General features: G+C 60.3%; 21 protein-coding genes. 12 read left to right on the top strand and 9 right to left on the bottom strand.

Annotation, left to right across the window (positions count from 1 at the left end; translation table 11 throughout):
* Positions 1-7: 7 nt before the first annotated feature.
* The 5 genes from M5G26_RS00780 (at position 8) to M5G26_RS00760 (ending at position 5,074) form a co-directional block, all read left to right on the top strand.
* Positions 8-1,183 (top strand): alginate O-acetyltransferase, encoded by a 1,176-nt coding sequence (locus M5G26_RS00780; RefSeq protein WP_273914214.1) that lies wholly within the window; start codon positions 8-10, stop codon positions 1,181-1,183.
* Between the two features lie 14 nt (positions 1,184-1,197).
* A complete protein-coding gene (locus M5G26_RS00775) occupies positions 1,198-1,854 on the top strand; it encodes an alginate O-acetyltransferase AlgF (RefSeq protein ID WP_007914291.1) in 657 nt (218 codons plus the stop codon).
* A gap of 207 nt (positions 1,855-2,061) precedes the next feature.
* The gene (locus M5G26_RS00770) at positions 2,062-3,513 is read left to right on the top strand and encodes a mannose-1-phosphate guanylyltransferase/mannose-6-phosphate isomerase (RefSeq protein ID WP_007914094.1); all 1,452 of its coding nucleotides are present in this window, start codon (positions 2,062-2,064) and stop codon (positions 3,511-3,513) included.
* A 236-nt stretch (positions 3,514-3,749) separates the two neighbouring features.
* Positions 3,750-4,214, top strand: a complete 465-nt coding sequence (locus M5G26_RS00765; protein ID WP_134174724.1) for a multidrug transporter — start codon at positions 3,750-3,752, stop codon at positions 4,212-4,214.
* Between the two features lie 35 nt (positions 4,215-4,249).
* Positions 4,250-5,074 carry an SDR family oxidoreductase gene (locus M5G26_RS00760; RefSeq protein WP_273914213.1) on the top strand — a complete coding sequence of 275 codons (825 nt, stop codon included), beginning with the start codon at positions 4,250-4,252 and terminating at the stop codon, positions 5,072-5,074.
* Positions 5,075-5,168: 94 nt separating this feature from the next.
* On the opposite strand, the gene M5G26_RS00755 is transcribed toward M5G26_RS00760, so the two are convergent.
* Positions 5,169-6,050: a LysR family transcriptional regulator gene (locus M5G26_RS00755; protein ID WP_273914447.1), complete on the bottom strand. Its 882-nt coding sequence runs from the start codon at positions 6,048-6,050 to the stop codon at positions 5,169-5,171.
* 109 nt (positions 6,051-6,159) lie between these two features.
* On the opposite strand from M5G26_RS00755, the gene M5G26_RS00750 reads away from it, so the two are divergent.
* Positions 6,160-7,530: an MFS transporter gene (locus M5G26_RS00750; RefSeq protein WP_273914212.1), complete on the top strand. Its 1,371-nt coding sequence runs from the start codon at positions 6,160-6,162 to the stop codon at positions 7,528-7,530.
* On the top strand, positions 7,527-7,925 hold the full coding sequence (locus M5G26_RS00745) for a DUF4440 domain-containing protein (RefSeq protein ID WP_273914211.1): 399 nt from the start codon (positions 7,527-7,529) through the stop codon (positions 7,923-7,925). Before M5G26_RS00750 ends, M5G26_RS00745 begins: the two co-directional genes overlap by 4 nt.
* A gap of 131 nt (positions 7,926-8,056) precedes the next feature.
* Here the strand turns inward: M5G26_RS00745 and M5G26_RS00740 are convergent, their stop codons facing one another.
* The 4 genes from M5G26_RS00740 to M5G26_RS00725 form a co-directional block, all read right to left on the bottom strand.
* Positions 8,057-8,923, bottom strand: coding sequence for an efflux RND transporter periplasmic adaptor subunit (locus tag M5G26_RS00740; RefSeq protein WP_134174716.1), 867 nt, complete (start codon positions 8,921-8,923; stop codon positions 8,057-8,059).
* A 10-nt stretch (positions 8,924-8,933) separates the two neighbouring features.
* Positions 8,934-9,134, bottom strand: a complete 201-nt coding sequence (locus tag M5G26_RS00735) for a DUF1656 domain-containing protein (protein ID WP_007914106.1) — start codon at positions 9,132-9,134, stop codon at positions 8,934-8,936.
* Positions 9,124-11,316, bottom strand: coding sequence for an FUSC family protein (locus M5G26_RS00730; protein ID WP_273914210.1), 2,193 nt, complete (start codon positions 11,314-11,316; stop codon positions 9,124-9,126). The genes M5G26_RS00735 and M5G26_RS00730 overlap by 11 nt, the downstream gene beginning before the upstream one ends.
* Positions 11,317-11,458: 142 nt before the next feature.
* Entirely contained in the window at positions 11,459-12,958 is a 1,500-nt protein-coding gene (locus tag M5G26_RS00725; protein WP_273914209.1) for an efflux transporter outer membrane subunit, read from the bottom strand.
* A gap of 275 nt (positions 12,959-13,233) precedes the next feature.
* Between M5G26_RS00725 and M5G26_RS00720 the strand changes: the two genes are divergently transcribed.
* The 4 genes from M5G26_RS00720 (at position 13,234) to M5G26_RS00705 (ending at position 17,414) form a co-directional block, all read left to right on the top strand.
* Positions 13,234-14,202: a LysR family transcriptional regulator gene (locus M5G26_RS00720; protein WP_007914118.1), complete on the top strand. Its 969-nt coding sequence runs from the start codon at positions 13,234-13,236 to the stop codon at positions 14,200-14,202.
* A gap of 407 nt (positions 14,203-14,609) precedes the next feature.
* Positions 14,610-14,984 carry a DUF6124 family protein gene (locus tag M5G26_RS00715; protein ID WP_273914208.1) on the top strand — a complete coding sequence of 125 codons (375 nt, stop codon included), beginning with the start codon at positions 14,610-14,612 and terminating at the stop codon, positions 14,982-14,984.
* A 797-nt stretch (positions 14,985-15,781) separates the two neighbouring features.
* A complete protein-coding gene (locus tag M5G26_RS00710) occupies positions 15,782-16,756 on the top strand; it encodes a 2-hydroxyacid dehydrogenase (RefSeq protein ID WP_273914207.1) in 975 nt (324 codons plus the stop codon).
* A gap of 148 nt (positions 16,757-16,904) precedes the next feature.
* Positions 16,905-17,414 carry a DUF2165 family protein gene (locus M5G26_RS00705; RefSeq protein WP_122605946.1) on the top strand — a complete coding sequence of 170 codons (510 nt, stop codon included), beginning with the start codon at positions 16,905-16,907 and terminating at the stop codon, positions 17,412-17,414.
* 19 nt (positions 17,415-17,433) lie between these two features.
* Here the strand turns inward: M5G26_RS00705 and M5G26_RS00700 are convergent, their stop codons facing one another.
* Entirely contained in the window at positions 17,434-18,336 is a 903-nt protein-coding gene (locus M5G26_RS00700) for a DMT family transporter (protein ID WP_122605948.1), read from the bottom strand.
* A gap of 139 nt (positions 18,337-18,475) precedes the next feature.
* Between M5G26_RS00700 and M5G26_RS00695 the strand changes: the two genes are divergently transcribed.
* The gene (locus M5G26_RS00695) at positions 18,476-19,351 is read left to right on the top strand and encodes an AraC family transcriptional regulator (protein ID WP_273914206.1); all 876 of its coding nucleotides are present in this window, start codon (positions 18,476-18,478) and stop codon (positions 19,349-19,351) included.
* A 200-nt stretch (positions 19,352-19,551) separates the two neighbouring features.
* Here M5G26_RS00695 and M5G26_RS00690 read toward each other — a convergent pair whose 3' ends face one another.
* The 3 genes from M5G26_RS00690 to M5G26_RS00680 all read right to left on the bottom strand — a co-directional run bounded on the left by M5G26_RS00690 (position 19,552) and on the right by M5G26_RS00680 (position 23,732).
* A complete protein-coding gene (locus tag M5G26_RS00690) occupies positions 19,552-21,981 on the bottom strand; it encodes a TonB-dependent siderophore receptor (protein WP_273914205.1) in 2,430 nt (809 codons plus the stop codon).
* A 198-nt stretch (positions 21,982-22,179) separates the two neighbouring features.
* Entirely contained in the window at positions 22,180-23,169 is a 990-nt protein-coding gene (locus tag M5G26_RS00685; RefSeq protein ID WP_273914204.1) for a FecR family protein, read from the bottom strand.
* Positions 23,166-23,732: an RNA polymerase sigma factor gene (locus tag M5G26_RS00680; protein ID WP_093436192.1), complete on the bottom strand. Its 567-nt coding sequence runs from the start codon at positions 23,730-23,732 to the stop codon at positions 23,166-23,168. Before M5G26_RS00680 ends, M5G26_RS00685 begins: the two co-directional genes overlap by 4 nt.
* Between the last annotated feature and the right edge of the window lies 1 nt (position 23,733).

Below are 23,733 nucleotides of genomic sequence, written 5' to 3'. Positions count from 1 at the left end.
ATCTGACATGACCCGCTCATTACGCATCTTCTACATCGCCCTGTTCCTGGTGACCCTGTTGGTCCTCGGTCTGTGGTCGGTTCGCAGCTTCTTCGGCTTCAGCACCAACGCCGATGCGACGGTACTCAACGGCCGCTGGACCAAGGCTGTGGAAACCCATTACGACGAAGAATTCCCGATCAAGCGTCTGGGCACCAACCTCTGGGCCGCGCTGGATTTCAAACTGTTCAACGAAGGTCGTCCGGGCGTGGTGCTCGGTCGCGATCAGTGGTTGTACAGCGACGAGGAATTCAACCCGATCGTCAACGAAGAGCTGAACCTGCAAGGCAACTACGCGCTGGTCGAAGGCGTGCGCCAGACCCTGAAAGCGAAAGGCGTGAAACTGGTGATGGCGATCGTGCCGGCCAAGGTTCGCCTGTACCCGGAGCATCTGGGTGAAGTGAAACCGGCGAGCATCCACGAAAACCTTTATGAGGATTTCCACCACCGCGTCGCGGCCGACAAGATCCTCGCCCCTGACCTGCTCAAGCCATTGCAACAGGCCAAGCAGAACGGTCAGCAAGTGTTCCTGCGCACCGACACGCACTGGACGCCTGAGGGCGCCGAGATCGCCGCCAACACCCTGGCGAAAACCATCGCCGACAAGTTCCCGCTCAGCGGCGAGCCACAGCGTTTCGTTACCACGCCAGCGGAGAAGGTCACGCACAAGGGCGATCTGCGCTTGTTTCTGCCGCTCGATCCGTTGTTCGAAAACCTGATGCCGGCGCAAGAGCCGCTGCAAAAGCGCAACACCGTCGCGGCCGGCGAGCAGCCTGCCGGTGACGACGCACTGTTCGCCAGCAATGAAGTGCCGGTGGCACTGGTCGGCACCAGCTACAGCGCCAACCCCAACTGGAACTTCGTCGGTGCACTGAAACAAGCGCTGCACAGCGACGTGGTGAGCTACGCCGAAGACGGCCACGGCCCGATCCTGCCGATGCTCAGCTACCTGAAAAGCGATGACTTCAAGAACAGCCCGCCACAGGTGCTGATCTGGGAGTTTCCTGAACGTTATCTGCCTGTGAACAACGAAATCGGCGACGCCGACCCGCAGTGGGTCGCAGAGCTTAAACAAGCCGGCGCGCGCCAACAAAACGTAGCAATCAACACTAAATCCGAGACGCCCGATCGGGCGCAAAACTGAAAGAGAGGTACACCATGACTTTCACTACTACTCCTCGTCGTCTCGCTAAAAGCTTCGCTCTGGTTGCTGGCCTCAGCGTGCTTTCCGTGCCTGCCTTTGCCGGTGGCGACGCCGCGCTGTACGGCCCGACCGCACCGAAAGGCTCGACCTTCGTGCGTGTCTACAACGCCAGCAACGCTGAAGTCAGCGCGACTGTCGGCAGCACCAATCTGAGCGACGTTGCGCCACTGGCCAGCAGCGACTTCAGCTTCATGCCGGGCGGCGATTACAGCGCCAAGGTCGGCAGCCAGACCCTGCCGGTGAAACTCGCCGGTGACCACTACTACACCCTGGTCAACAACGCGTCCGGCGCGCCGCAACTGATCGAAGAGCCGCCGTTCAAGAACAAGCAGAAATCCCTGGTGCGCGTGCAGAACCTCAGCGACAAGCCGCTGACCCTGAAGACCGCCGACGGCAAGACCGACGTGGTGCCGAACGTGGCCGCCAAGGGCCGTGGCGAACGTGAAATCAACCCGGTGAAAGTCAGCCTGGCGCTGTACGAAGGTGACAAGAAAGTCGGCGACGTAAAACCAGTCGCCCTGGAACGCGGTGAAGCCGCAGTGCTGTACGTCACCGGCAGCGGCAGCAGCCTGTCGCCAGTCTGGGTGAAACGCCCGGTATCGACTCGCTAACAAATTTCCCGAAGAGACGCTGACCCCTGTAGTAGCTGCGGCACGCTGCGATCTTTTGACTTTGTTTTTGAAGATCAAGATCACCAGATCGCAGCCTTCGGCAGCTCCTACAGGGGAATGCGGCGGCCTCTCGGTACGAGACAAAAACAAGAGTGAAACGACACAGCGTTCGTGCCTCTAACCAATCGATTTTATGGAGTAAACATTATGATTCCGGTGATCTTGTCAGGTGGTAGCGGTTCGCGTCTCTGGCCGCTTTCGCGTAAGCAGTTCCCTAAACAGTTCCTCGCCCTGACCGGCGAACACACTCTATTCCAGCAGACCCTCGAGCGCCTGGTGTTCGAAGGCATGGACACCCCGATCGTGGTCTGCAACAAGGATCACCGCTTCATCGTCAACGAGCAGTTGGCCAATCGTAAGCTGGAATGCCAGCGCATCCTCATGGAACCGTTCGGCCGCAACACTGCGCCAGCCGTAGCGCTGACCGCGATGATGCTGGTCAATGAAGGTCGTGACGAGTTGATGCTGGTGCTGCCGGCCGACCACGTGCTGGAAGACCAGAAAGCCCTGCAGCGCGCATTGGCTCTGGCCACCGTCGCTGCCGAAAACGGCGAAATGGTCCTGTTCGGCGTGCCGGCGACCAAACCGGAAACCGGTTACGGCTACATCAAATCCACCGGCGATTCGCTGCTGCCCGAAGGCGTCAGCCGCGTCTCGCACTTCGTCGAAAAACCTGACGTCAAACGTGCCACCGAGTACGTCGAATCCGGCGGTTACTACTGGAACAGCGGCATGTTCCTGTTCCGCGCCAGCCGCTTCCTTGAAGAGCTGAAAAAGCACGATCCGGACATCTACGACACCTGCCTGCTGACCCTCGAGCGCAGCCAGCAGGACGCCGACACCATCACCTTCGACGAAGCCACCTTCGCCTGCTGCCCGGACAATTCCATCGACTACTCCGTCATGGAAAAAACCCAGCGCGCCTGCGTGGTGCCGCTGACCGCTGGCTGGAGCGATGTCGGTTGCTGGTCGTCGCTGTGGGAAGTCAACGAGAAAGACGCCAACGGTAACGTCACCAAAGGCGACGTGGTCATCCAGGACAGCAAGAACTGCATGATCCACGGCAACGGCAAACTGGTGTCGGTGATCGGTCTGGAAAACATCGTCGTGGTCGAAACCAAAGACGCCATGATGATCGCCCACAAAGACAAGGTTCAGGGCGTCAAGCAAATGGTCAACACGCTCAATGAGCAGGGCCGCAGCGAAACCCAGAACCACTGTGAAGTCTATCGTCCGTGGGGCTCGTATGACTCGGTAGACATGGGCGGGCGTTTCCAGGTCAAGCACATCTCGGTAAAACCGGGCGCGTGCCTGTCGCTGCAGATGCACCACCACCGCGCCGAACACTGGATCGTGGTCAGCGGCACTGCTGAAGTGACCTGCGATGAAAACGTGTTCCTGCTCTGCGAAAACCAGTCGACCTACATCCCGATCGCCTCGGTGCATCGCCTGCGCAACCCGGGCAAGATCCCGCTGGAAATCATCGAAGTGCAATCGGGCAGCTACCTGGGTGAAGACGATATCGAACGTTTTGAAGATATCTACGGCCGCTCCACCCCGATCGAACGCGGCGTGTCGGTGAAAACCATCGCGCAGTAACTGATCGATAAAACAAGAAGCCCCCGTCCAGCCCGCTGCGTCCCCTATCCGCAGCGGGTTGGGCGGGGGCTTTTTTTTAGAATCAGAAGATCGCAGCCTGCGGCAGCTCCTACAGGACAAACGCGTTCCAACTGTAGGAGCTGCCGCAGGCTGCGATCTTTTGACTTTGCCCTGCCCATCGCCAAGCTCACCTACGCTTAGGTAGGATGACCCTCTCTCTCCTCGAGGTTGTGCGCATGTTCATCGGCATTCTGCTGGTCATCACCTGGTTGATCCTGCTGCTGCGCTATCCGGCCAAGGCCTTGCCGGTTTCGGTGGCGGCGGCGATTGGCCTGGGTTTTGTCGCCATGTGGGTGGTGTGGCTGGACAACCGCGAGGTCAAGCAACTGGCGCGTCTTGAGATGCGTATCGCTTACGCCCCGGAACAATGCCCGGCCGATCGTCCGCTGCAACTGAAAATGAAAAACGGCAACGACGTTCCGCTGACTGAACTGCGCTGGCGCATCGCTGCCTACGCGCCGGGCGACACGGTCAATCTGGCCGACAACCAATACACCGCCCCGCGCTATCGCGGCCCCGGCGAATTGCAGGCCGGCGGCGAATGGGAAGACTGCCTGCCGATACCGCCGCTGCGCCCCGGTTATCGCCCGCAAACCCTGGAGTTTCGCGCCGAGCGATTGCAGGGTAGTTTCTCCGACTGATCCCCCTCCCCCATTTGTTGCACAAGGAATGCGCCATGCCCGTTGCGTTGATTACCGGTTGTTCCAGCGGCATCGGCCGCGCCCTCGCCGATGCGTTCAAAGCCGCCGGTTACGAAGTCTGGGCCAGTGCGCGCAAGGCTGAAGATGTCGCTTTGCTGGCGTCAGCCGGGTTCTCCGCCGTGCAACTCGACGTCAACGACAATGCGGCGCTGGAGCAACTCGGCGAGCGGATCAACCAGCAACACGGCGGCCTCGATGTGCTGATCAATAATGCCGGCTACGGCGCCATGGGGCCGCTGCTCGATGGCGGTGTTCCGGCGATGCAACGGCAGTTCGAAACCAATGTGTTTTCGATTGTCGGCGTCACCCGCGCACTGTTTCCGGTATTGCGCCGGGCCAAGGGGCTGGTGGTGAATATCGGCAGTGTGTCCGGGGTTTTGGTTACGCCGTTCGCTGGTGCGTATTGCGCATCGAAGGCGGCAGTGCATGCGTTGAGCGATGCCTTGCGCATGGAACTCGCGCCGTTTGGTGTACGCGTCATGGAAGTTCAACCGGGGGCGATTCAATCAAGTTTCGCCAAGAACGCCGGGCATGAAGCCGAACAGTTGATCAATGAACAATCACCGTGGTTTCCGCTGCGTGAAGGCATCCGCGCACGGGCCAAGGCGTCGCAGGACAAACCGACGCCGGCCAGTGAGTTTGCGGCGGTGTTGCTCAAGGCTGTGCAACAGAGCAAACCGCCGCGGTTGATCCGCATTGGTAATGGCAGCCGGGCATTGCCGTTGTTGGCGGCGTTGTTGCCCAAGGGCTTGCTCGAATCGACGTTGATGAAGCGGTTCGGATTGCGCGCAAAGCTCTGAGACCGGGTTGACGCTTTCGCGAGCAGGCTCGCTCCCACATTGGATCTCTGTGTGGGAGCGAGCCTGCTCGCGAAGAGGCCAGATCAGCCAACACTCATCCCCAGCCCTTCATGAAATCAATGAACGCCCGCACTTTCAGCGGCAAATGCCGGGTGTCCGGGTACAGCGCATACACGCCTTGCGGCGCAAACCGGTAATCCACCAGCAAACGCTGTAGCCGCCCCGCATCAAGATCGTCCTGAATCAGCCATTGCGGCAAAATCGCCACGCCTTGCCCGGTCAACGCAAATGCCCGCAGCGTCGCCGAGTTATCCGCGACGATGGCGTTGGTTCCCGGTTTCGGCTGGTAGAAATGCTCCACGCCGTGCGGATCGGTCACGGTCATTTCCGGCACCCGCCCATGCCCTAACGTCGGCATCGACTCCAGGGTTGCCAACGTGGCCACCGGTGCAAAGCGTTCAACCAACCCCGGCGCCGCCACGGCAAATACCTCGAACGTCGACAACTGCACCGCACGCAGATTGGAGTCGTGCATGCGCCCCAGCCGAATCGCCATGTCAAAGCGCTCGGAAATCAGATCGGCATGGGTCGAAGACGTCGACAAATGAATGTTCAGCTGCGGTTGCTGCTGGCGAAACACTTCCAGCGCCGGCACCACCTGGGCCAGGGCAAACTCGACCGTCGTGGTGATGCGCAATGTGCCTTTGAGCTGTGCGTGCTCCGAACGCGCCTCTTCGATGGCCAGCCGCGCCTCATCCAGTGTGCGCAAACAGCGTCGATAAAAGCGCTCACCGGCATCGGTCAGCGCCAGTTGCCGGGTATTGCGCGTGAGCAAGGTCACGCCCAGTTCTTCCTCCAGGCGCTTGAGGTTGAAGCTGACCACCGCGCGCGTCTGCCCCAGCGTATCGGCAGCAGCGGTCAACGAACCGGCCTCGACCACGGCTTTGAAGGTGTCAAAACGATCCAGGCTGACCATATCCACGGCACTCTTTGTCAAAATAATTTTGACAAACTAGCAGCCAAACCAGTGTTTTTCTATGACCAGAAGCGCCCTACCCTGCACGTCTCATCACAGGGAAGCTGCCATGGCTTATCGCTCGAAAGTCGCGCTGGTGTATTTGTTGGGCTTCGCGCTCGACCTGCTGAACATGTTCGTCGCCAGCATCGCTTACCCCGACATCGCTCAACAACTGCACGCCTCGGTGACGCAACTGGCGTGGATCAGCAACGCCTACATGCTCGGCCTGACGCTGATCATTCCGCTGAGCGTGTGGCTGGCGACCCGGGTCGGTGAGCGGCGGCTGATTCTTGCTTCGCTGTTGTTGTTCGGGATTGGCTCGGCACTGGTGGCGCAGGCGGGATCGATTGAAAGCCTGATTGCCTGGCGATTGTTGCAAGGGCTCGGTGGCGGATTGTTGCTGCCAGTGGGTCAGGCGTTGGCGTATCGACAGTTTCCGCCGACGCAACGCGCGCACTTCACCGGTGTGGTGTTGCTGGTGGCGCTGCTGGTGCCGGCACTGTCGCCGGCGGCCGGCGGGTTGATCGTTCAGGCGTTGTCGTGGCGCTGGATTTTTTACCTGAATCTGCCGCTGACACTGCTCGCATTCGGGCTCGGCCTGCTCTGGTTGAAAGCCGATCAACCGTTGACTGAACGCCCGACGCTGGACGCGCGCGGCCTGCTGCTGGCAGCCTCGGCGCTCAGTTTACTGTTGATCGCCATCAGTCTGTTGAGCGACGCCGACACCCGTAACCTCGGCATCGCTGGCCTGCTGCTGAGCCTTCTGACCCTGTGCATTTACCTGCGCGATGGCTGGCGCAAACCCGGCGCGATTCTCGACCTGCAACTGATCAAGCACCCGTCGCTGCGCCTGGCGATGCTGATCTACCTGTGCGTGCCGGGGGTGTTCACCGGCACCCACATGATTGCCGTGCTGTACCTGCACAACCTCGGTGTCGGCGCGGCGCAGACCGGCGCATTGATGCTGCCATGGGCCGTCGGTTCGGGGGTGGCGATCATGCTTGGCAAACGCAGTTTCAACCGCATCGGCCCCAAGCCATTGCTCAGCGCCGGCATGCTCCTGCAATGCGTCGGCATCGTGTTGCTGATGCGCATCGAACAACCGGCGAGCACGCCGCTGATCATCGCCTACGCCCTGATGGGGCTGGGCGGCAGCCTGTGCAGCGTCACCGCCCAGACCTTGGCCTTCGTCGGCATTAAGCCAGAAAAAATGGGCCACTCCAGCGCCCTGTGGAACATCAATCGCCAACTCGGTTTCTGCCTCGCGGCGGCGCTGCTCAGTTCACTGCTGGGCGCGTTGGGTGGTGACGGTTTCAGTGCCTGCTTTATCGCCGCCGCGCTGCTGACCCTGTTGCCAATGGTCGCCGTCCTGGGTTTCGACTCGACCCACGTGCTCGCACTATTGAACCCACCTGCCCTTGAGGAAAAAACCGCATGAATGACGCCACGCCCTACCTGGACGAAGTGATCCAGGCGCACGAAGCCATCGAACGATGGTTTGCCGTCGAAGAAGATGACGCCGCGCTGCAGCGATTGCTGGCGCGTTTTTCACCGCGTTTCTCCATGGTGACGCCGTTGGGCCGAGCGCTGGATATCGATGCCTTGCGCCTGCTGTTCCGAGCCGCAGGCGGGCAGAAGAAAGGTTTCAGAATCCAGCTCAGTGAGTTACGCGTGATTGCCCTGCATCAGCGCGGCGCGACCGTGAGTTACCGCGAACAGCAGAGCGATGCGAGCGGTGTGCACACGGATCGGCGCTCGACGGTGGTGTTTGAAAAACTCGAATCCGGGCGGGTGTTCTGGCTGCATTTGCAGGAGACGTTTTGCGCTGAGTGAGTGCTTACGGTATTGGTCTGATACACCGGGTTGTCCTTATCGCGAGCAGGCTCACTCCTACAGGGGATCTCCGGTGTGACACAGATCCAGTGTAGGAGTGAGCCTGCTCGCGATGCAGACGACACGGTCTGTCAGTTATCCACCGTGCTCTGATTCACCACCACCGTGCAAGTAATCCCCGCCGCCAAAAGAACACCTTCCGGCACTTCATCAATATGAATCCGCACCGGCACCCGCTGCGCCAGCCGCACCCAGTTGAAGGTCGGATTCACATCGGCAATCAGCTCGCGGCTTTCCGGGTTGTCGCGGTCGTAGATGCCGCGGGAAATGCTTTCCACATGGCCCTTGAGCACTTCGCCGCTCATCAACTGCATATCGGCCTTGTCACCGACTTTCACGTGGGGCAGTTTGGTCTCTTCGAAGAAGCCGTAGACCCAGAACGAGTTCATGTCGACCACGGCCATTTTTGCCTCGCCGATGCGTGCGTAGTCACCGCGATGCACGTTGAGGTTGGTCACATAACCGTCGACCGCCGCGCGCACTTCGGTGCGTTTCAGGTTGAGTTCGGCAGCTTCCAGTTGCGCCTGCGCGTGTTGGTAATCGGCCAGGGCGGCGTCGGCGATGTTGCTGGCGTCGTCGCGGTTTTCCTTGGAGATCACCAGGTTGTCCAGATCAGCGCGGCGATGGGCGTTGACCTTGCGCATCTCCCACGTCGACTTGCGCGAGGCGACCAGCGACTGCGCCTGCTTCACCGCGATGCGGTAGTGCTCGGGGTCGATCTGCATGAGCAAATCGCCTTTCTTGACCAGTTGGTTGTCACGCACCGGCACGTCGATCACTTCACCGGTAACATCGGCGGCAACGTTGATAATGTCGGCGCGCACGCGGCCATCGCGGGTCCACGGCGTATTCATGTAGTGCTCCCACAACGTGCGGCCGATCCACAACGCCAGGGCCAGCACCAGCAGGGTCGCGAGCAGGCTGAAAAACTTTTTCATCGGGACGTTCTCAACGGTAGACAGTCAGCGCCATGGCGCCGAACAGACAGGTAAACAGACTCAGACGCAGCAGCGCCGGGTGCCAGAAGAAGCGGTACAGATCGAACCCGGACAAGAACCGGTCCACCGCCCAGGCCAGTGCCGCAGCGATGAAAAACATCAGGGTCATGGTCGGCATGTACACGCCGTGGAAGGCGATTTCACGAGGCATGGGCAAGTCCTTCGGGCTTGGCGATGGCGTAGGCAGCAAGCGGTGATTGCGGGTCGAGCAGCGAAGTGCGGATGAAGTGCAGATAGCTCTTCACCCGGCGCAAGGCCGAGGTATCGAAGTGCGGCGCGAACGGCTCATCGGTGGCCGCGACACGGCTGATCGCGTGATCAACGGCGACCAGTGCGCGCTCGAGATTGCTGGAGTTCGGCTGCAAAAACAGTCGCACCAACGCGCGGCCCATCACACGGATTGCCTGGCGCCACGGCTGTGATTCGGCATAGGCCGGGTGCACCGGCAAAATCGCCTGCTCTTTGCGCAGCTCGATGATCGCGTGGCCGACTTCCAGTACCACGAACATCCAGCGCAGCAGGTGCTTTTGCACCTTCGGCTGCCCGGCCGCGAGACCGTAGGCCTGATGCAGCAAATCGCGGGTACGGCTCTCGAAGCTCGAAGCGAGGCCTTTGAGCTTGCCACTGATCGCGTAGACCACTTGCCCGCGCAGATCCTGCTCCAGACGTTTCCACAACCAGCGGCTGTTCGGCGGCAGAATAATCGCCCCGGCAGCCGCGCAGACCAGCATGCCCATGACCATGGCGATGTAGTCGTTGATGAAGGTGTAAGGGTTGTAAATGGTCAGGTTGTCCGGCACCGAACCAGTGCTGAAGAAGATCAGTAAACCCAGACCAACACCGGCGTATTGCGGCCGTGACGTGAGAAACGAACCAAGCACGATCACCGGCGCGAGCATCACGCACAGCAGCGGAAAACCATCGATCCACGGGAAGATGAAAAACATCTCGACGAAGCCGATCAGCGCACCGAGGAAGGTCCCGCACGCCATCTGAAAGGCCATGCGTTTCGGGTTCGGTGTGGCGGCGGAGAGGCCTACGGTGGCGGCGGCGATCAGGGTCATCGTCGCGCCGCTTGGCCACGCTGTCGCGACCCAGTAACTGCCCAATACAACGAGGATGAACGAGGCGCGAATGCCCGAGGCAGCGGCGGCCCACCAGTTGGTTTGCGGGGTGAACGGCTCGTCCCAGCGCTCGCGTTCGTGGCGGTGATCGGCCAAGGATGCGTGGGTCTGTGCATAACTGTGCAGGTCGTCGACGAAGCGATAGAGCAATTCATACGCGGTGTGAAAATCCAGCTGTTCGGCGTCGCTCGGCTCGCTCTCCTGGAAGATGGCGCGCAGGCTGCGCACGCGAGCCGGCAGGCCTTCCTTATAGCTCGCCAGCGCAGTCGCCAAGCGCGCGGCATCGGGGCTGGTCAGGGCGCGGCCACTGAAGCCGTCGAGTACTTCGGCCAAGTCCTGCAAGCCCGGTCTGATCGCCGCGACCACATGTTCTTCGCCATTGCCGCGCAATCGTTCGAGTAATTGATGCAGGGCGTTGAACCGGGTGGTGATGCCCATGAACTCGCTGTTCAAACGACGCAGGCGACCGTTGCGCCGACGCATGTGCGGGTCTTCGAACACGGTGACGCTGCGCAGCCCTTCCAGCCCCACGGCCTCAGCAATGAAGCGCACGTTGCTCGCCTCGAAAGACTCGGCTTTGCTGCGTCCGCGCAAGCCATCGGTAACGAACAGCGCGAACACGCCGAAGCGCTGATACAAGGCATTGCGCATGGCGGCGCTGGCGGTTTGCGGCAAGATTGCGGCGCTGATCAGGGTCGAGCAGAGAATCCCCAGCGAGATTTCCAGCACCCGCCACACCGCCGCCATAAATGCGCCGTCCGGGTGCGCCAGCGCCGGCAGCCCGACCATCGCCGCGGTGTAGCCCGCCAGCACAAAACCGTAAGCGCGAAAGTTACGGCAGCGCGCAGCACCGGCCGAGCAGATGCCGACCCAAATCGCCAGTGAGCCGAGGAACAGTTCGGTGTTCTGCGCGAACAACGCGATCAGCGTGACCATCATCGCCGACCCGGCCAGCGTGCCGAGGAAGCGATAGAAACTCTTGGCAAACACCTGGCCGCTCTGCGGCTGCATGACGATGAACACGGTGATCATCGCAGTACGCGGTTGCGGCAGTTCCAGACGCATGGCCAGCCACAGGGTGAGGAATGCGGCGAGCAACACCTTGAAGATGTAGACCCAGGTCACGCCATCGCTGCGCGCCCAGTCGAAGAAGCCGCGGCGCCATTCCAGGGAGTAGAGCCAGCGCAGCGGTGCGGGCAAGGGAGTCATTCAAATGTGCTCAATGAGATTCGGTCTGGTCGCAGAACCTGTGGGAGCGAGCCTGCTCGCGAATGCGTTTTCATATTCAACGTTGATGTCGACTGATAAACCGCTTTCGCGAGCAGGCTCGCTCCCACATTGGGTTGTGTGTTCAACGCAGGAGTGCCGGGGTTTTCGGCGCTTGGGTTTTCTCGGCCGCCGGCACATCGTTGCCAGCGCCGAGGCCACCACCCAGCGCAGTCACCAGCTCGGCATGCGCACTCAACCGCGCCGCCTGCACCTGCTGCTGCACCTGCTGCTGCTTGAACAGCAACGTCTGCGCATTGAGCACGTTGAGGTAATCGGTGAGGCCGCGCTGATACGCGATCATCGCGATGTCGTAGGTCTTCTGCGCCGTGGCCACCGACTCGGCGGCAAAACCTTGCTGTTTGTCCATCGACTCGCGGCGGATCAACTGGTCGGAGATATTCTTCAGCGCATTCACCAGCGTCTGGTTGTAATGCGCGACAGCGATGTCGTAACCGGCGGAGGCTTCACCCAGCTCTGAGCGCAATCGACCACCGTCGAAGATTGGCAATGAGATCGCCGGGCCGACGTTGTAGTTGAGTTTCTTGCCGGTCAAAAACTCCAGCGCGCCACCGCCGGTGGCCATGTAACCGAGGCTGCCCACCAGATCGACGTTGGGGTAAAACCCGGCGTGCGCCACATCAATCCCACGCGCCTGCGCCGCTACCTGCCAGCGACTGGCAACCACATCGGGACGCTGGCCAAGCAACTCGGCGGGCAATGCCGATGGCAGTGTCAGCGCAGCACCGAGGGACAATGTCGGGCGCTGCAACTGTGCGCCCTCGCCTGGCCCTTTACCCGCCAGAGCGGCAAGCTGATTGCGGCTCAGGGCAATTTCTTCATCCAGCGCATCGATCTGGCGGTGGGTTTCCGGCAACGGCGTTTCGGCCTGACTGACTTCGAAATGTGTGCCGATGCCACCATTCAGACGCTTCTGCGCCAGATCGAGAATCTGCTGTTGCTGCTTGAGCGTCGCCGCGACGATGTCGCGTTGCGCGTAATGCAGCGACAATTCGATGTAGGCGCGAACGATGTTGTTCTGCAATTCAAGCTGCGCCAATCGCGCCTCGGCCGCGCTCATGTGCGCAAGATCCACCGCACGTTCGCTGGCGTTGCTTTCACGGCCCCAGAGGTCGAGGGCGTAACTGAAACCCAGCGCCGCGTTGTTATCCCAAGTGGTGGTGTTGGCCAGCTCGCCGGGGCCGTAGAACTGATCGGTCGGCCAGTTGTGCCGCTTGAGTGTCGACTCGCCATTGATCTGCAATGACTCGGCGGATTCGGCGACGCCGGCCATGGCTTTGGCTTGACGCACTCGAGCAGCGGCCATGGCCATGGTCGGGCTGCCTTGCACGGCGAGGTCGATCCAGCGATTGAGTTGCGGGTCGCCGTAGGCTTGCCACCATTGCGCGGTAGGCCAGTTGGCGTCACGGGCGGCGTGGGCGATGGCGTCATCGGTGGCCAGTGAATTGGCCTCCATTGCCGTGCCCTGTGGGGCAATTCCGTCCGTTGAGATGCAGCCGCCAAGACCCAGGGTAAAAGCCAGAACACTGAGCGGCAAAAGCGCTCTGTTGATGCGACGCGGCACAGCTGCGAATTCCTGAGAGAGGGGTAGATCGAGGACCCGTGCAGGAGCTGCCGCAGGCTGCGATCTTTTGATCTTGATTCCCTTAAAACAAAATCAAAAGATCGCAGCCTTCGGCAGCTCCTACCGGGATCGGCGCAATTCTATGGAACGCCCTGTACGGCGATAAGCTGGGATTTCTGTGAATCTTTGTTACGGTTAACGAGATAATCCCTTGGTCGGGGGTCTCGCCCCCGAAACTTCGTGTCACAATTTGCCATCTCCCTTGAGAGCACCCCATGGACACTTTGCAAAACATGCGCGCCTTCAGTTGTGTCGCCGAAGCCGGCAGCTTCACTGCCGCCGCCGTGCAACTCGACACCACCACCGCCAACGTCTCGCGCGCGGTCTCCAACCTGGAAGCCCACCTGCAAACCCGCTTGCTCAACCGCACCACGCGGCGCATTGCCCTGACCGAAGCGGGCAAACGCTACCTGCTGCGCTGCGAACAGATCCTCGCCTACGTCGAAGAGGCCGAAGCCGAGGCCAGCGACGCCCACGCGCGCCCGGCCGGGCAACTGAAAGTGCACACTATGACCGGCATCGGCCAGCACTTCGTTATCGACGCCATCGCCCGCTACCGCAAAACCCACCCGGACGTCACCTTCGACCTGACCCTGGCCAACCGCGTGCCGGACCTGCTCGACGAGGGCTACGACGTGTCCATCGTGCTCGCCAGCGAATTGCCGGACTCGGGTTTCGTCTCGCAACGGCTGGGCATCACCTACAGCATCGTCTGCGCCTCACCCGCCTACGTGAAAGCCAACGGCGCCGCGCAAAAACCCAGCGACCTGCTCAACCACGCCTGCCTGCGCCTGGTCAGCCCGGTGATCCCCCTGGAAAAATGGGCCTTCGACGGCCCGGAAGGCCAGGAAATGGTCACCATCAACAGCTCACCGTTTCTGGTGAACTCCGCCGACGCGATGAAAACCGCGATCACCAGCGGCATGGGCGTGGGCGTGTTGCCGGTGTATGCCGCGATCGAAGGTCTTCGCAACGGCACGCTGGTGCGGGTCATGCCGAACTACCGCTCGCAAGAGCTGAACCTGTATGCGATCTACCCGTCGCGGCAATATCTGGACGCGAAGATCAAGACGTGGGTTGAGTATTTGCGTGGATCGTTGCCAGAGATTCTTGCGGCGCATCAAGCCGAATTGGCCGCCTATGAGTTAAGTGGCAGCCTCGCCGGCGCGCGCGTCGCCAACTGATTTTTAAACACAATGCGTCTTCTGTAGGAGCTGCCGCAGGCTGCGATCTTTTGATCTTGCTGTTTAAAAATCAAAAGATCGCAGCCTACGGCAGCTCCTACAGAATGGGGATTTCGCGGATGTTTCCGACAGGTTTTGCAGGTTGTCCGTCGGAAGTGCGCTGGCTAGGATTTGGGTGTCGCTGACGCATCAGCGACCGGGTCTGGAAAACCCGCAGGATCACAGCACATGACATAATGCCGCGCTTTTCTCGGCGCCGAAGTTTTGTTATGGCGGCTGTACGTTGGAGACCTTCGGGTCTGCCGGGTTTGATCCTTTGCCGGTTTTTCCAGTCCGCGTACAGCTGCCACCCCTTTCGCCTGGAAAACGAAACATGGCAGCTCCATTTTCTTAAAAGGATATTTGCCATGATCAAACACAGTCCCAATCCGCCCGAAGCGGATGACACCACCCCCTACGAATTCCCCGGCTCGAAGAAATTTCACGAAGCCGCCGAACGCGCCCTCGACCACTACCTCAAACCCAACGCCCTCACCCTGCGCTTCCACAAACCCAGCACCATGTTCCAGGTCGCCCCGGAACAGGACAGCGAAAGCCTGCTGGTCCACGCCTGCGAATCACTGGCACAAGCCAGCCTGATGACCAGCGACATCGCCGCCTACATCGACCTGCCGCAACGGCGGACGATCTTGGCGATTCAGCAGATCATCATGCTGGCTGAACTGGCGGTGAATCGCGTGCTGGATAACCACGAAATCCCGAAATCCCCGGCACACAGCTAAAAGCCCCTCACCCTAGCCCTCTCCCAGAGGGAGAGGGGACTGATCGAGGTGTTTGGGTGAGCTACGCCGACGTGCGATACCGAGTCGAATTCAGATTTTTAATCAGATCAAAAGCCCCTCACCCTAACCCTCTCCCGGAGGGAGAGGGGACTGACCGAGGTGTTTGGGAGAGTTACGCCGACGTGAAATACCGAGGCGAACTCAGGTTCTGAAACAGATCAAAAGCCCCTCACCCTAGCCCTCTCCCGGAGGGAGAGGGGACTGACGGTGGCGTTTGGGAGAGTTACGCCGACGTGCAATACCGCGTTGAACTCCGGCCTTGATAAGACCACAAATCGGCTCCCTCTCCCTCGGGAGAGGGCTGGGGTGAGGGGCAGCAACAACGCAAATCAAAAGCCGAACACCCACGCTCTTCACCACTCAATAGGCCGAGTGCCAGCTCGCCTGCTCTTGATCTTGATCCACGGGCGACGTCGGAAGGCTGAGTGGAGGGATTGATGCGGGCGTGGGAGCGCAGCGACCGCGTAGGCGCTGCGCCCGGATCGATCCCGCAGCGAAGGAACCCCGAGCCCCAGCGAGCGGGCCGCACGTAGGAGCAAGCGTTTTTTTGCTTACTTTTTTGAGGCGTTTGTCAAAAAAGTGAGTCGCCGTAAGGGCGAAACCCTAAGCCGCCGTTACCGCAGCGACGGATATACACCCAAAACCCCAAGAACATGGCCGGCCCAAAGGCCGCCAAGACACCCCAAAACAAAAATGTTAGCTTGCTAGGTATCAAGCCCGAACAAGAGCCAAAAACGATGAAAAAGACTGTCCTGGCCTTCAGCCGCATCACCCCGCCCATGATCGAAAACCTGCAACAGGAATTCGACGTCATCGTCCCCAACCCAAAAGCCGGCGACATCAACGCCCAATTCAACGAAGCCCTGCCCCACGCCCACGGCCTCATCGGCGTCGGCCGCAAACTCGGCCAGGCCCAACTCGAAACCGCGACAAAACTCGAAGTAGTCTCCAGCGTCTCCGTCGGCTACGACAACTACGACCTCGACTACTTCAACCAACGCGGAATCATGCTCACCAACACCCCGGATGTGCTCACCGAAAGCACCGCCGACCTCGCCTTCGCCCTGATCATGAGCAGCGCCCGCCGCGTCGCCGAACTCGACGCCTGGACCAAGGCCGGGCAATGGCAAGCCAGCGTCGGCGCGCCACTATTCGGCTGCGACGTCCACGGCAAAACCCTCGGCATCGTCGGCATGGGCAACATCGGCGCCGCCGTCGCCCGCCGTGGCCGCTTCGGTTTCAACATGCCGATCATCTACAGCGGCAACAGCCGCAAGACCGACCTGGAGCAAGAACTCGGCGCGCAATTTCGCAGCCTCGATCAACTGCTCGCCGAAGCCGATTTCGTCTGCCTGGTGGTGCCACTCAGCGACAAGACCCGCCACCTGATCAGCCATCGCGAACTGGCGCTGATGAAACCCGACGCCATCCTGGTGAACATCTCACGTGGCCCGGTCGTCGATGAACCGGCCCTGATCGAAGCCCTGCAAAACAAGCGCATTCGTGGCGCTGGTCTCGACGTCTACGAAAAAGAACCGCTGGCCGAATCGCCGCTGTTCCAATTGAGTAACGCCGTGACGCTGCCGCACATCGGCTCGGCGACGAATGAAACCCGCGAAGCCATGGCCAATCGTGCGCTGGCCAATCTGCGCAGCGCCTTGCTCGGTGAACGTCCGCAGGATCTGGTCAACCCGCAAGTCTGGCGCGGATAAAAAAGTACGGGCAAGTGCAACATCGTACTTGCCCGTTAGTTATTGCCATACACAACTTGAAATTGAACAACAAACCAATTTAAACAACAGCATTATAAGCTCTGCCTGGCTGCCGAATAATCGACAAGCGCTATGGAGAGCCAAAACATTGAACACCCTGACCACCGACAAACTTATCCGATACAGCAAAGTTATATTGATGGCCTACATCAGTTTCTTTGGCCTGCTGGTGATGATCCACAACTTCACCGACTATGACTCAAACTACACTTACGTGGCGCACATCCTGAGCATGGACACCACCACTGCCAGTGAAACCATCAAGTATCGGGCCATCGAGTCGCCGATGATTCATCACCGGATCTACTGGTTTATCATCACCCTTGAAGTTACATACACAGTGTTGTGCCTGATCGGCACCTATCAGCTGTATCGCAATATCAACGCCTCCGCAGAAGCATTTCACGAGGCGAAGAAGTTTTCGATCATGGGCATACTCGCAGCCATCTTCATTTATTACGTGTGCCTGCAAACCGTAGGTGTGGAGTGGTTTGATATGGACACTTCGCAATCATGGAATGCCAAGGACTGGGCACGGCATATTGTTGATTTCATCTTCCCTGTGATGATCTACATCACCTTGAAAGTCGAGCGCTGAAGTTCAGCGCTCGTTTATTTCAAGCCAACTTTCCCTGCACCGGCGCCGCCACTGCTTTCGGTTTACGAAAAACCAGTACATTGCCCAGCATCACTAACACCAGCCCGACCAGAGCCGGCGCTGTCCATTGGTAACCTTCAGCAAACGCCGAGACGTTCAGCGCCACCACTGGAAACAACACCGTGCAGTAAGCCGCCCGCTCCGGCCCCATGCGCCCGACCAGCGTCAGATACGCGGTGAAACCAATGACGGAACCGGGGATCACCAGATACAGCAGCGCACCGACGTAACGCGGGCTCCAATCCATGTCGAATGGAATGCCTTTGAACAGGCACCACACCGACAACATCGCCGCGCCATAGGCCATGCCCCAGGCGTTGGTGGTCAGCGGCTTGAGACCGGCCTTCTGCTGCAGACTCGAGAGCATGTTGCCCGCCGAGAAACACAAGGTGCCGCACAAGGCCAGGCCGAGACCGAGCAAGGTTTGCGGGCTGGCCTGATGCCCGGCCAATTCCGGCCAGAACAGCATGCCCAGGCCAAACAGGCCCAATGCACCACCCATCAGCACATTGCGCGCGATGCGCTGGCCGAAGAACACTCGCGCATTCAGCGCGTTCCACAGGGTTGCGGTAGAAAACACCACCGCGACCAGACCACTGGGGATCCACTGACTGGCGGTCAGGAAGCACATGAAGTTGACGCAGAACAGACACAAACCCTGAGCCACGCAGATCAAATGCCCGCGACGGTTCATCGGTTGCAGACGCCGGCTGAGCAGCAACAACGCAAACAGCACCAGTGCGGCAAGGCCGAAGCGATAGACGATCGACACCGGAATAGCCACCACGCCCAGCTGCCATTTCAGGGCAATCCAGGTGGTGCCCCAGATCAGCACGGTCAACAAATACAACGACAGGTTCATGGCACACACTCCTCGGTAGGCCTTGAGTGTCTGCCCGGGCCTGGCCTGTGCGCTTGCAGATTCTTGCGCTTTTGTCTGGCGGGAGGCTGGCAGCGCGGCGCCCACGGAGTAGGATGCAAGGCGTTGAAGAGAACCGACCATGGCCGCCATCGATACCCTGCAAGTCTTTCAAGCGTTGAACAGCTCGCCAAACGCACGCCTTGTGCACAGCGCCGAGCTCGGTGACGGCTTGTCTGCCGCTTTGTGGACCAATCACCATGATGCGCAGGATTATGAAGCGCCGAGCCACCACACGTTGTCCTGCTACATCGCCGGTGGCACCGGTACCTTTCGTCGCGATCAACCCGGTCAGAAAGGCGGGCCGGACAAGCTGTGCATCCTGCCGGCCGATCATGAATCGGGCTGGGTGATCAACGGCGATATCCGCCTGGCGCATCTGTATTTCAGCGCCGAACAATTTGCCCTCGGTTGCGTCACCTTGCTCGATCGTGAACCGCGTGAGATGCAGTTGCGCGAGCAGACGTTTCTCGAAGACCCACAACAGGCGCAGCGCTTTCGGCAATTGCTGACGCTGAATTGGGACGAGCCTGCTGAACGTTTGCTGACCAGCAGCATTGCTCACGAATTGATCAGCCACACCTTGCTCAGCCAGGTCGGCGCGCGTCAGGGTCTGCGTTTGAAGGGCGGATTGGCGCCGCACCAGCGTCGGCAACTGGTGGATTTTATCGACACCCAGTTGGCCGAGCCGATCAGCCTGGGTCAATTGGCCGGATTGTGTGCGCTTTCGGAATACCATTTTGCGCGGATGTTTCGCGTGAGCTTCGGCCTGCCGCCGCATCAGTATGTGCTGGCGCGGCGCTTGAGCCGGGCACGGGAGTTGTTGCGCGGGACGGCGTTGCCATTGGGTGAGATTGCGCTGGCGTGCGGGTTTGCCAGCGCGAGTCATTTCACTAATCGGTTCAAGCAGGTGTTGGGCGGGACGCCGGGAGAGTATCGGCAGGCGTTTTTGCGTTGAGCCCTTTTTCCCTCACCCCAGCCCTCTCCCAGAGGGAGAGGGGGCCGACCGAGGTGTCTGGCGCTATACGTCGACCTGAATGACCGAGTCGATTATGGATTCGGTAAAGATCGATCACGTCGGCGGAGCTCTCCAATATCCCCCGGTCAGTCCCCTCTCCCTCGGGGAGAGGGTTAGGGTGAGGGGCTTCTGATCTTGCCTTAAAACTCCAAAGTGCTGGACAGCGACACCTGCCGCGAATCCCCCATCGACACAAAGAACCGGCTCGCCGCCGAGGTGTAGTAAGTGCGATCAAACAGGTTTTTCACATTGAGCTGAAACTTGACCTTCTGCCCCTCAACCCTGGTGTCGTAAGTGGCAAACGCATCCGCCACGGTGTAGCTCGGCAGATCAAAATCATTCACCGCGTTACCCGCGCGCTCACCGACATAACGCGCTCCAGCCCCCACGCGCAACTGGTCACCACCGATCACACTGCCGAAGTCATACACCGCCGACAACGAACCGGAATTCTTTGCCACGTTTTGCAGACGCTTGCCTTTGTAATCCGGGTCTTCAGTCACCTCCGCGTCGGTGTAGGCGTAGCTGCCGATCATGCTCCAGTGATCGCTCAACTGCCCGGTCAGGTCCATTTCCAGACCGCGCGAACGCACCTCGCCGGCCGCGCTGTAGATCGTCGTCGGGCCTTCAGAGTTGGCCACCAGCACATTACGTTTTTTGATGTCGAACAACGCGATGTTGCCAGTGACGCGCCCCGGCATGTCCAGGCGCGCGCCGAGCTCCCATGACTTGGCTTCTTCCGGCGCGATGCTGCCGTCGAGCACGGTGCTGCTGCCGCTCAGCGGGGCGATGGTCGAGTTGGGTTTGAACGATTCGGTGTAGCTGCCGTAAAACGACAAGGCGTCGGTATAGCGATACACCAGACCGGCGCGCGGCACCCACTTCTGCCCGTTGCTGTCGGTGTTGGCCTTGAACGGCACGCCTTTGCCGGCGTACTGGTCGTACTCCTGGAAGCGCCCGCCGGCGACCAGAATCCACTGGTCGTTGAGGTGAATCGAGTCCTGCATGAACACCGAATCGCTGCGCAGTTCATCGGTCTGCGCGCTGTCGGAGGCGCTAACGGTGGTGCCGGCGACTTCGCGGCCATACACCGGATTGACGTAGCTGAAGGTGGTCAGGCTTTTCTGCCGGATCAAGTCCTCGCGGTAGATCTTGCGGTACTCGTCATCGACGCCGAACACCAGGTCATGCTGCATGCCCAGCACGTTGACCTTGCCTTCGAGACTGGCGGTGGTGAAACGGTCGGTGCTGATCGCGTTCTGGGTACCGTCCATGCTGCGGGTCAGCGTGCCTTTTTTGGTGTCGATGGCGGTCACGCGAACCTGGCTGGCGTCGTAGGTTTCGCGGTTCCAGCTGTAGCCGAAGTGCGCTTTCCAGTCGTCGTTGAGGTCGTGGTCGGCTTCAAAGTGGTACAGATCCGAGCGGCCTTCCATGTTGTTGAACGGCTCGTCCAGACGCTCCTTGCGCGAGATATCCAGCGGGTGATTGGTGCGCGGATCGATCAGCGTGCCACGGTCGAACGGCGTGAGAAATTCACGGTGCTCGTAGGCGAACAACAGCTTGGTGCTCTCGCCGAACCAGGCCAGCGACGGCGCGATCAGGGTTTCACGGTGGGTGCCGAAGTTGCGCCAGTAATCTTCGTCTTCGTGGTCGAGCACCATGCGATAGGCCAGCCCGGAATCGCCCAACGGGCCGGTGCTGTCAAGGGTGCCGCCGCTGCCGTTCTTGCCGTCACCGTAGGTCGAACCGCGCAAGGTCAGGGCATTGTATTGCGTCAGTTCAGGCTTCTTGCTGACCAGGTTGACCACGCCGCCCGGGTCTTGAATGCCATACAGCAACGAGGCCGGGCCTTTAAGCACTTCGACGCGATCCACCGTGGCGTTCATGCCGCGCCCCTGCACGATCGGCATGCCGTCGCGCATGATCGAGCCGTTACGGTTGTCACCGAAACCGCGGGTCATCACCGAATCCTGAGTGCTGCCCAAGGTGTTGCCTTGGGTGATGCCGCTGACATTGGCCAGCGCGTCATCCAGATTGCGCGGCGCCTGATCGCGGATGACCTGCGCCGGGATAACGTTGACGGTCTGCGGGACTTCCTGCAACGACGCCGAAGAGCGCATCACCGAACTGGTTTCCGGCGGCTGGTAGCTCATCGATTCGTCGCGCATCGAAGTGATGGTCGTGGCGCCGAGGTTCAGCGCGCCTTCGGTGGGTTTTGGCTCCAGCGCCAGCGTGTGGCTATCGGTGCGGCGGAAATTGAGGCCGGAGCCACTGAGCAGACGTTGCAGCGCCTGTTCGGCACTCATCTGGCCATTGACGGCCGGCGCGGTGAGGCCGTACGGCGCTTCGTCGGTGTAGACCACGCTCTGCCCGGTGACGCGGCTGAAGTCGCTCAAGGCTTGCGGCAGCGGTTTGGCGGCCAGGGAAAAATTGAACTGCTTTTGCGCCTGGCTGCTGACGGTTTCAGCGGCCAGAGACACGCTTATCGGCAGCAATGCCAATGCCGAAAAACTCAATGCCGACATGCCCAACCACTGTTTGACCGAACCCGATTTTGCCCTGGACTTCATGACTCAATGACCTGTGTAGAACCGCAACGGATGCGAATGAATCGCAGTTTCAGTCACTACACGGATGGGGCTCGGGTTTACCTCACCACAAATCTGAAAATATTTTTGCAGATCAAAAGATCGCAGCCTTCGGCAGCTCCTACACTGGAATGCGATCCCTGTAGGAGCTGCCGAAGGCTGCGATCTTTTGACTTTGCCTCAACGCAAAATAATCAGATGCCCCAACACCTGATGCTGCTCAAATCCCATCACCCCTTGCAGGGAACTGAGCACCGCCTGCGGATCCTTGCTCGGAAAACTGCCACTGACCTTGCGCGCCGCCAGCTCATCGTTGAGCAACATAATCCGTCCCGGGTAGTAACGGCGCAGATCCTCCACCACATCGGCCAGCGTCGACTTGTAGTAAGTCAGCCAGCCCTGACGCCAGGCCAACTGCGCCTCACTGTCCACCGCATGGAGTTTTTCTGCCGTGCCTTCAGCGTAAGCAACTTGCTGGCCGGCGCTTAGAATCTGTTGTTCACCACCACGCTCCGCCGTCACCCCGACGCGCCCGGACAACACCGTCACCTGCGCGCCATGGGGTTGCAGTCGCACTTCGAATTGCGTGCCGAGCACCCGCGCCTGACCTTTCTCGGCCTCGACCACAAACGGCTCGCCGGTGTGCGTAACCGTGAAAAATCCGGCACCGCGACGCAACTGGACATGCCGCTCGCCACGGCTGAAATCCACGGCAATCGCACTGTCAGCATCCAGCGTTACTTGCGATTGATCAGCCAAGGTCACGGTGCGAATTTCCCCCGGCGCTGAAACGTAATCCGCGCCCAGATCATCGATCCAGCGCTGCGGCTGCCAGCCGGTGCCGAGGCTGACCATCAACAACAGACACGCCGCCATCGCCAGCGCCCCCGACCATCGCAACAGCGCTGGACGACGCGGGTGATCCATCGCATCGAGATAACCCTGCAACGCCACAGCCTCTTCATCGGCCAGCGTGCGCGCCGGGCCTTCGCTCAATTCCCAGACCACTTGCGCCTGCGCATAGGCCTCGGCATGCGCAGGATCGGCGCGCAGCCATTGGCTGAAGGTCAGTTGGTCACCCGTGCTCGGCCGGTCATGCAGCAGGCTCAGCCAAGCAAATGCGGCCTGTTCTTGAGCGGGCGTCGGGGTGATGGAGTCGGATGGCTTCACGGTGCTTTCCCTGGCAGGCGTGGCGCGGGTTCGCGCAGGCTGGCCTTGCAGGCCTCGAGGGCGCGCATCATATGTTTTTCCACGGCACTTTGGGACAGGCCCATGGCTTTGGCGATTTCCGCATACTTGCGGCCGTGAATGCGATTGAGCAAAAAGATCTGCCGGGTGCGCTCGGGCAAGGCGCGCAACGCCGCTTCGACATGCTTCAGATCATTGCCCGCTTCCAGCGCTGCTTGTGGTTCGCTGCCGTGGCTGTGCGGCTCGTCCGGTTGCCAGCCTTCGTTGACCCGCGTGCGCGTGCCTTCGCTGCGCAAATGGTCGATGGCGATGTTGCCGGCGCAGCGCAAAAGATAGGTGCTGAGTTCTTCGACCTGCACCAGCGGTCGCCGCCAAAAACGCAGAAACAGATCCTGGACCAGATCCGCCGCCGTCGCCCGACAACCGACGCGGCGGTTCACCAGCGCTTCCATTTGCGAACGCTGGGACAGGAACACCTGCAGAAAATGCGCACGCGCCCCGCGCGGCTCGTCGTCGCGGGATTCCGGCGGCAGACCGATCAGCACC

The sequence above is a fragment of the Pseudomonas sp. TNT2022 ID642 genome (assembly GCF_028656995.1).
GTDB lineage: Bacteria > Pseudomonadota > Gammaproteobacteria > Pseudomonadales > Pseudomonadaceae > Aquipseudomonas.
This window is presented reverse-complemented; position numbering and strand designations above follow the sequence as displayed.

Excerpts from the sequence above, each read along its gene's own strand:
- M5G26_RS00765 (WP_134174724.1), top strand. The coding sequence starts at position 3,750 with ATGTTCATCGGCATTCTGCTGGTCATCACCTGGTTGATCCTGCTGCTG.
- M5G26_RS00690 (WP_273914205.1), bottom strand. The coding sequence starts at position 21,981 with ATGAAGTCCAGGGCAAAATCGGGTTCGGTCAAACAGTGGTTGGGCATG.
- M5G26_RS00710 (WP_273914207.1), top strand. The coding sequence starts at position 15,782 with ATGAAAAAGACTGTCCTGGCCTTCAGCCGCATCACCCCGCCCATGATC.
- M5G26_RS00715 (WP_273914208.1), top strand. The coding sequence starts at position 14,610 with ATGATCAAACACAGTCCCAATCCGCCCGAAGCGGATGACACCACCCCC.
- M5G26_RS00720 (WP_007914118.1), top strand. The coding sequence starts at position 13,234 with ATGGACACTTTGCAAAACATGCGCGCCTTCAGTTGTGTCGCCGAAGCC.
- M5G26_RS00730 (WP_273914210.1), bottom strand. The coding sequence starts at position 11,316 with ATGACTCCCTTGCCCGCACCGCTGCGCTGGCTCTACTCCCTGGAATGG.
- M5G26_RS00750 (WP_273914212.1), top strand. The coding sequence starts at position 6,160 with ATGGCTTATCGCTCGAAAGTCGCGCTGGTGTATTTGTTGGGCTTCGCG.
- M5G26_RS00755 (WP_273914447.1), bottom strand. The coding sequence starts at position 6,050 with ATGGTCAGCCTGGATCGTTTTGACACCTTCAAAGCCGTGGTCGAGGCC.
- M5G26_RS00760 (WP_273914213.1), top strand. The coding sequence starts at position 4,250 with ATGCCCGTTGCGTTGATTACCGGTTGTTCCAGCGGCATCGGCCGCGCC.
- M5G26_RS00740 (WP_134174716.1), bottom strand. The coding sequence starts at position 8,923 with ATGAAAAAGTTTTTCAGCCTGCTCGCGACCCTGCTGGTGCTGGCCCTG.
- M5G26_RS00735 (WP_007914106.1), bottom strand. The coding sequence starts at position 9,134 with ATGCCTCGTGAAATCGCCTTCCACGGCGTGTACATGCCGACCATGACC.
- M5G26_RS00780 (WP_273914214.1), top strand. The coding sequence starts at position 8 with ATGACCCGCTCATTACGCATCTTCTACATCGCCCTGTTCCTGGTGACC.
- M5G26_RS00775 (WP_007914291.1), top strand. The coding sequence starts at position 1,198 with ATGACTTTCACTACTACTCCTCGTCGTCTCGCTAAAAGCTTCGCTCTG.
- M5G26_RS00695 (WP_273914206.1), top strand. The coding sequence starts at position 18,476 with ATGGCCGCCATCGATACCCTGCAAGTCTTTCAAGCGTTGAACAGCTCG.
- M5G26_RS00700 (WP_122605948.1), bottom strand. The coding sequence starts at position 18,336 with ATGAACCTGTCGTTGTATTTGTTGACCGTGCTGATCTGGGGCACCACC.
- M5G26_RS00770 (WP_007914094.1), top strand. The coding sequence starts at position 2,062 with ATGATTCCGGTGATCTTGTCAGGTGGTAGCGGTTCGCGTCTCTGGCCG.
- M5G26_RS00745 (WP_273914211.1), top strand. The coding sequence starts at position 7,527 with ATGAATGACGCCACGCCCTACCTGGACGAAGTGATCCAGGCGCACGAA.